Source organism: Mycobacterium sp. GA-1841 (assembly GCF_001954135.1).
Classification (GTDB): domain Bacteria; phylum Actinomycetota; class Actinomycetes; order Mycobacteriales; family Mycobacteriaceae; genus Mycobacterium.
Genome location: NZ_MBEQ01000083.1, coordinates 20,811 through 27,630, shown reverse-complemented (window position 1 = coordinate 27,630; position 6,820 = coordinate 20,811). Strand labels below are relative to the sequence as shown.

Sequence of the window (6,820 nt, the reverse complement as noted above, 5' to 3'; positions counted from 1 at the left end):
GGCGATTCCCGACGGCGGTTCGGTGACCGTGCTCGGGCTCGGGCCCATCGGTGACATGGCGGCCCGCATCGCCCACCATCTCGGTTACCGCGTCATCGCCGTGGACCGGGTCAGGGAACGGCTGGGCCGTGCTGAAGCGCGTGGCATAACGACCATCGACCTCAGCTCGCTGGACGAGCCGGTGGGTGATGCGGTGCGGTCCATGACCGACGGCCGCGGCACGGATTCGGTGATCGACGCCGTCGGCATGGAGGCCCATGGTTCACCGGTGGCCTCGACCCTGCAGAAGATGACCGCGATGATGCCCGACGTGATCGCCAAGCCGATGATGCAGACCGCCGGCGTGGATCGGCTCGAGGCGTTCTACTCGGCGATCGACATCGTGCGCCGCGGCGGCACGATCTCCCTGATCGGCGTCTACGGCGGGATGGCCGATCCGCTGCCCATGCTCACCTTGTTCGACAAGCAGATCCAGCTGCGCATGGGGCAGGCGAACGTGAAGAAGTGGGTCGACGACATCCTGCCGCTGCTCGGCGATGACGATCCCTTGGGCGTCGACGATTTCGCCACGCACATCCTGCCGCTCGACGAGGCGCCGCACGGCTACGAGATCTTCCAGAAGAAGCAGGACGGCGCCGTCAAGATCATTCTCACGCCATGACCGCACCGCGACTGCAGGTTGACCAGCGTGAGGCCGCCGAGGCTCAACGCATCGTGGCAGCAGTGAGCTCGGCGTTCGCCTCGCGAGTAGTGGGGCAGGACCACCTGCGCGAGTCGATGTTGGTCGCGTTGCTCGCCGGCGGGCACCTGCTTCTCGAGAGCGTTCCCGGTCTGGCGAAGACCACGGCGGCCCGGGTGGTGGCCGAGTCCATCGACGGCAGTTTTCGCCGTATCCAGTGCACGCCCGACCTGTTGCCCAGCGACATCATCGGCACCCAGATCTATGAGGCCGAACACAATTCGTTCGTCACGCAGTTGGGTCCGGTGCACGCCAACATCGTCCTGCTCGACGAGATCAACCGTTCCAGCGCCAAGACCCAGAGCGCGATGCTGGAGGCAATGCAGGAACGCCAGACCACGATCGCCGGTGTCGAATACCCCATCCCCGAACCGTTTCTGGTGATCGCCACCCAGAATCCGGTGGATCAGGAGGGCACATATCCGCTGTCGGAGGCCCAGACCGACCGGTTCATGCTCAAGGAGATCGTGGGCTATCCGTCGGTCGAGGACGAAGTGGAGATCGCGGCCCGGATGGACGCCGGACTCTACGATCGTGACCACCGCGCCACCCCGGTCGTCACCATCGACGACATTCGCCGTGCCCAGGAGATCGTGCGGTCGGTGTACCTGGACCGGGCCCTGGTCGAATACGCCAGCCGGCTGGTCGCCGTCACCCGGGATCCCGCACAACACCTTCCGGCGAATCTGGCCCGGGTGATCGAGTACGGCGCCAGTCCCCGTGCCACCCTGGCGTTCTGCCGGACGGCCCGGGCTCTGGCCGTGCTGCGCGGCCGCGACCACGTGGTGCCCGATGACATCGCGCGGTTGGCCCACCGGGTGTTGCGGCACCGCCTGATCCTCGGCTTCGAAGCCGCCACCGCGCGGATCACCCCGGACGTCGTCATCGATGCGGTGTTGCGCGCGGTCCAGGTCCCCTGAGGCCGCGATGGGCAAGTATCTGGACTCCGCCAAGGCGTATATCGGGCGCGACGCCGCCGGCCTGCTCGAGGGCGGTCGCTACGCCCTGGTGCACACCCGCAGCCTGGAATTCGACGAACTGCGCCCCTACGTTCCGGGCGACGATGTCCGTGACATCGACTGGAAGGCCACCGCGCGCTCCGGGCACACCCTGATCAAACGGTTCGTCTCCGAGAAGCACCACAAGGTGCTGGTGGTCGCCGACGCCGGCCGCAACAGCTGCGCGCTGGCCCCATCAGGTGAGCCGAAAAGAACTGTGGCGCTGAACATCATCGGGGCGATCGGGCTGATGACGCTGCCCCGGTCCGACGAGATCGCGATGGTGCTCGGGGATCGGCGGGGTAATGTCGACATCCGGCTGCGCCGCGGCGAGACTCACCTCGAGCGCATGCTGCACCGATACCACGACCACGCCACCGACCATCCCGGTCCCAGCGACATCCAGGTTCAGCTCGAATGGGTGGCCCGCCACTACCGGCACCGGCTGCTGATCTTCGTGGTATCCGACGAACCGGATGTCGACGAGCGGCTGGCGGAAGTGCTGGGTTCCCTGACCGCCCGCCACGACGTGCTGTGGGCACTGGTCGGCGACATGCCCGCGGTGGGTGCGCAGTCCGATTCCGGGCGCGGTTACGAGATCGCCGATGGTCGGCCGATCGTGACCGGCCTGGACGCCGAAGTGGTCGAGGCCTACCGGCGCGCCGAAGCAGCACGGCGCGAACAGCTTTCCGAGTTCCTCACCAGGTACCGCGTCCCGCACGCCCGGGTGCCGGGCAGCCTGCGCATCCGGGCGGCGTTGACCGCGATGACCGGGGTGTATGCCCGTGCCGGATGACCTGTTGCGGCACGTGATCGGGCCGACGCCCTACTCGTCGGTGTGGCTGTGGATCGCGATCGCCTTGATCCTGTTGCTGTGTGCCTGGTACGCCGCGGTCTTCGTGCTGACCTCGCCCGGGCGCGCGGTACGGGACCTGCCGGTCATCGGCGCCGCGCGGGCCGAACTGCTCCGACGCCGCTCGGCCCGGGCGGTGCGCACCATCGGAAACCGCTACCGCTCCGGTGATCTGAGTGCGGCGGCGGCGGGCGCCGCGCTGAGCTCCGAACTGCGGGCATTCCTGCAGGCCACCACCGGGGTGCAGGCGCGGTACATGCAGGTCGACGCGATCGCGGACAGCGACGCGGCACCGGCAGCCCCGATTCTCGCGCAGCTCACCGACATTCAGTTCAACCACCGCTCCTCCTTCGACGCCGGTGCGGCCGGTGACCACGCCGAGGAGTTGATCCGCGGATGGACCTGATCTGGTGGGTGGTGGCGATCGCCGGGTGCCTCGCCTTGGCCGGGTGCGTGGGCCTGGCCTTGTTGTTGAAGGAGTCGGTGGACCCGGACGAGCTCAGGCCGCTGGCCAACACCAGACGGCTGACCCGGTTGCCCGAGTATGTGCGGGCGGCGCGACGGCGGACCGTGTCGGCCGTCGTCGCGATCGTCATGTTGACGGTCGGGTTCGCGGCAACCGTTCTGGTGACGGCCCGACCCACCGGGCTTCCGTCGTGGGCCCGTAGCACCGCGGTGGCGACGCCGGAGGACATCATGGTGTGCGTCGGCGGCCCGCCGACCGATCCGGCGGTCAACGCGACACTGCAGTACTTCGCCGATCGGGTGCCGTCGTTCGGCACCGCGCGGATCGGGTTGACGTCGGCGAACCGGCGGGTGCTTCCGCTCACCCGTGACTACCAGTACGCGGCAGGCAAATTCGCCGCGGCGGCCGGTGACGACGCGACCCCACCGTTGGTCACGCCGGTGTCCTACGTCGATTACTCCGCCAATGTGACGGACGTGTTGGCCTTGTGCCTGACCGGCTTCCCGTCGTTCGAGGAGCCGTCGGCGCAACGCCGTTCGTTGATCTACGTCGGGCCCGAGACCATGCCAGGGCAGTCCACGCCGTTGTTCACCGACGACAGATTGCGCGAGCTGGCGGTCAAGGGCGGTATCCAGGTCAACGCCATCACCTCGGGAACTGGCGAGGGTGCGGTCGCGGCCTTGGCGCACAGCACCGGCGGACGGTGGTACGGGCCGGCGGACGTGGATACGCATCTGGCCGAGATCCGTGATCATCCGCCGCAGGCCGGACCGACCGGTGAATCCGTGGCGACGAAATCTGTGGAGACCCCGGCAATTCCGGTACTGGTGGCGCTGCTGGCGGTGGCGGTGCTGTGGTGGTGGCCGGTGGTGATGCGACGATGAGTTTCGAGCCGGTCCTGCCGCCGCTGCTGCTCGCGGCGCTCGCGGTCGTGCTCGTCGTGGCGCGGGCCGTCACATTCCCACAGGTCCGGGCACACGCCGCCGGTTGGCCTGCGGTGTGGCGGTGGTCGGCGCTGACCTCGGCCGGGCTGTTGCTCCTCGTGGCCGGTCTCGGTCCGGTGGCGGGCGGTGACCGCGACACCGTGCCCCGGCCCGCCGGTGATCGCGACCCGAGCATCTTCGTGATCCTCGACCGCTCCCCGGAGATGGCGCAGCCCGGTCCCGACGGGCGCTCGGCGATGTCGGCGGCCCGCGCGGACATCGCCGCCCTGATCGACCGCTATCCCGACGCCCGTTTCGCGCTGATCGGGTTCGCCGACCGGCCGAGCGTGGTGTGGCCGCTGTCCGCCGACACGTGGAGTCTGCGACCGGTGGTCTCGGCGGTGGACGCGTATGCGACGAGGCCGGATACCAATGTCGGCGCTGCCGCCAGCGTGCTGCGCTATCAGTTGATCAGCGCCGCCGCCCAGTTCCCGCGCGCCGAGAACCTGGTCTTCTACCTGGGTGCCGGCGGCCCGGAATCCCCGTCGCCGCAACGCGAATTCCAGCTGCCCGAGGGCAGTGTGGACGGCGGGGCGGTGCTGGGATACGGCACCGCCGGGACGCCGGCGCTGCGCGGGGTGGCCGAGCAGATCGGGGTGCCGTACGTGTCGCGCGACGACGCCACGCCGTTGGACGACGCGTTACCGACGGCTGCGGCGCCGGACCAGGCGCCCGCGGCGGCGCGGGACCGCGCCGGCGTGGAGCTGTACTGGGTTTTCGCCGCGGCAGCGGGCCTGCTCATCCTGGTCGAGCTCTATCTGGTGCTGCGGGATTTCCGTCGCACGGTGTCGATCGATGTGGGGTCGTGATCATGAACCCGTTGCGGCGCAGGCTGCTGCTGTACTCCGCCCCGGTGGCGCTGATTCTCGTCGTCGCGATCGTCAAGCTGTTGTCGGTGGTGGTGATCGGCCACTCGACGGTGACGAGCTTCGCCGACCGTGACACCGACGCGCTGGCGGGTGAGGTGTCCCGGCTGCACGTGCTCAATGCTGTCGAGCCCGGCAAGGCGGACTTCGCCGCGGGTGCGCTGGCGGTGCTCGAAGACCGGCTCGCCGACGCCGACCGCGACTTCAGCGTTGCGGTGGAATCGCTCGGTGCTGCCGAAATCTGTTCGGCCAGGGTCAATCTCGAGCTCGTGCGGGAGACGCTCGGGGACCGGGCCGCCGCGGTGTCCGATTCTGAGGCGGCGGTGACACACTATCTCGGCGCACGTGATGTGGTGGAGCGGGCTGAACCAGGCTGCTTCGCCGGCAACACCGACCCCGACCCGGATCGGCGAACGGTGCGGGAGGAGGCCCTGGCGCGGTTGAACAGGAAGATCGGCGTGTCGCCCGTCGCCCCGCCCACCGCGTCACCACCGCCTCCGGTGGCGCAGGTGCCGCCGCCGGGATCGGCGGGGGCGTCCGAGTCGCGGCCGCCGAACCGGCTCGATCCCGCCACCGGGGACCCGTTGGACCGGCTGCAACAGATTCTGCGTGATGCGGCCACCGGCTAGATTCACCCTGAGTCGGGTCAACACGAGGGAACGGGATGGCTGTGGCAGACGGGTTGTCTGCGCGTGAGGCGAAGCGCCTGCAGACGCGTGAGCGATTGATGGGTGCGGCGATCGCGGAGTTCAAGCGTGCGGGGATGGCCGAAGCGGATGTGGGCACGATCGTGAAGGCGGCCGGCGTCGCACACGGCACGTTCTTCTTCCATTTCCCCACCAAAGAACATGTGCTGCTGGAGCTCGAACAGCGCGAGGAGGAGCGCATCGCCAAGCAGTACGCGCAGTTCCTCAAGAAACCGCACAGCCTCCAGGACGGTCTGCGCGAGTCCATGCGGCTGGTGGTCGGCCTGGAGCGCCGCCTCGGCGGCGTCCTGTTCAAAGACTTTCTGGCCCTGCATTTTTCGCAGACCCGCCCGCCGATGCCGGACAGTCAGGAGCATCCGGTGATCACCCGTGTGGCCCACGAGATCGAACTGGCCCAGCAGCAGGGCGAGGTGGCCGCCGACGTCAACCCGTGGAACAGCGCGGTGTTCTTCCTGCTCGGCTTCTATGCGCTGTTGATCACCACCAACGATTGGCCCACTCGCGACGCGCTGCTGGACGACTACGTGATCAGGACCATGCGCAGCCTGGCGCCGTAGTGTTGCGGGGACCTAACGATTCGGTGGTGTCTCGGGGTCGACGCCGCGACTGGTGGCGAAGCCGTGGTTCAGTGGTAATCGATGTCTGGTGCCTGGTTGTCGCGTTGCCGTACCGCCGCTGCGGTGACGGCGGGTGTCATGTTGCTCGCGGTGGGTGTGCCTTCGGTCTCGGCCGCTCCGGCGGCCCCGGCCACTGATTCGCGCGGTTATGTCGACTCCACGGCGCGGTGTGACAGTGCGGATGCCACCGTGCTGTTCGGCAGCACCGATGCGTCCCGGGTGGCGATCTGTTCGGTGTCCGACGGCAAATACGAGTATCGCGGGGTCCGGCTGCGCGACGGTGCCAAGTTGATCGTGCCGGCGACGCGCAACGACGATGGCGCGTTCCTCGTCGACAACTACGGGATCGAATACCTGATCACCTCGAAGTCGCTGGTGGTCAGTGCGGCCGAGAAGGTGATCCGCGAGGAGACGATGGTCGACTTCCATCGCGCCGGTTCATCGCAAACTGCACCGCAAACTGCGGCGACTCCGACGCGGACGACTCCGTTGCCCCCGCCGTTGGCCGCCGAGGTCGGTGGTAGCGCTTCGCGTTGACCAGCCCGCGCACCGTGCAGTTGAGCGCAGCCAATGAAAATGATAATCATTAAC

The 6,820-nt window shown here is 68.3% G+C and carries 9 protein-coding genes; all 9 read left to right on the top strand.

Going from position 1 to position 6,820, the window contains the following annotated elements:
* The coding region (locus A5740_RS19885) for a zinc-binding dehydrogenase (protein WP_139335244.1) at positions 1–661 on the top strand (661 nt) is incomplete at its 5' end.
* Entirely contained in the window at positions 658–1,659 is a 1,002-nt protein-coding gene (locus A5740_RS19880) for a MoxR family ATPase (RefSeq protein WP_076196824.1), read from the top strand. The genes A5740_RS19885 and A5740_RS19880, both read left to right, overlap by 4 nt.
* 7 nt (positions 1,660–1,666) lie before the next feature.
* On the top strand, positions 1,667–2,533 hold the full coding sequence (locus tag A5740_RS19875) for a DUF58 domain-containing protein (RefSeq protein WP_076196822.1): 867 nt from the start codon (positions 1,667–1,669) through the stop codon (positions 2,531–2,533).
* A complete protein-coding gene (locus A5740_RS19870) occupies positions 2,523–2,996 on the top strand; it encodes a hypothetical protein (protein ID WP_076196836.1) in 474 nt (157 codons plus the stop codon). The genes A5740_RS19875 and A5740_RS19870 overlap by 11 nt, the downstream gene beginning before the upstream one ends.
* Positions 2,987–3,940, top strand: coding sequence for a hypothetical protein (locus tag A5740_RS19865; protein ID WP_076196820.1), 954 nt, complete (start codon positions 2,987–2,989; stop codon positions 3,938–3,940). The genes A5740_RS19870 and A5740_RS19865 overlap by 10 nt, the downstream gene beginning before the upstream one ends.
* A complete protein-coding gene (locus A5740_RS19860) occupies positions 3,937–4,848 on the top strand; it encodes a vWA domain-containing protein (protein ID WP_076196834.1) in 912 nt (303 codons plus the stop codon). The genes A5740_RS19865 and A5740_RS19860 overlap by 4 nt, the downstream gene beginning before the upstream one ends.
* A gap of 2 nt (positions 4,849–4,850) precedes the next feature.
* The gene (locus A5740_RS19855) at positions 4,851–5,534 is read left to right on the top strand and encodes a hypothetical protein (protein WP_076196818.1); all 684 of its coding nucleotides are present in this window, start codon (positions 4,851–4,853) and stop codon (positions 5,532–5,534) included.
* Between the two features lie 35 nt (positions 5,535–5,569).
* Positions 5,570–6,169 (top strand): TetR/AcrR family transcriptional regulator, encoded by a 600-nt coding sequence (locus tag A5740_RS19850; RefSeq protein WP_076196816.1) that lies wholly within the window; start codon positions 5,570–5,572, stop codon positions 6,167–6,169.
* Positions 6,170–6,250: 81 nt separating this feature from the next.
* Positions 6,251–6,766: a hypothetical protein gene (locus A5740_RS19845; protein WP_076196814.1), complete on the top strand. Its 516-nt coding sequence runs from the start codon at positions 6,251–6,253 to the stop codon at positions 6,764–6,766.
* The last annotated feature ends 54 nt before the right edge of the window (positions 6,767–6,820 follow it).

Coding starts and splice junctions, on each gene's coding strand:
- A5740_RS19845 (WP_076196814.1), top strand. CDS start 6,251: ATGTCTGGTGCCTGGTTGTCGCGTTGCCGTACCGCCGCTGCGGTGACG.
- A5740_RS19860 (WP_076196834.1), top strand. CDS start 3,937: ATGAGTTTCGAGCCGGTCCTGCCGCCGCTGCTGCTCGCGGCGCTCGCG.
- A5740_RS19855 (WP_076196818.1), top strand. CDS start 4,851: ATGAACCCGTTGCGGCGCAGGCTGCTGCTGTACTCCGCCCCGGTGGCG.
- A5740_RS19865 (WP_076196820.1), top strand. CDS start 2,987: ATGGACCTGATCTGGTGGGTGGTGGCGATCGCCGGGTGCCTCGCCTTG.
- A5740_RS19875 (WP_076196822.1), top strand. CDS start 1,667: ATGGGCAAGTATCTGGACTCCGCCAAGGCGTATATCGGGCGCGACGCC.
- A5740_RS19880 (WP_076196824.1), top strand. CDS start 658: ATGACCGCACCGCGACTGCAGGTTGACCAGCGTGAGGCCGCCGAGGCT.
- A5740_RS19850 (WP_076196816.1), top strand. CDS start 5,570: ATGGCTGTGGCAGACGGGTTGTCTGCGCGTGAGGCGAAGCGCCTGCAG.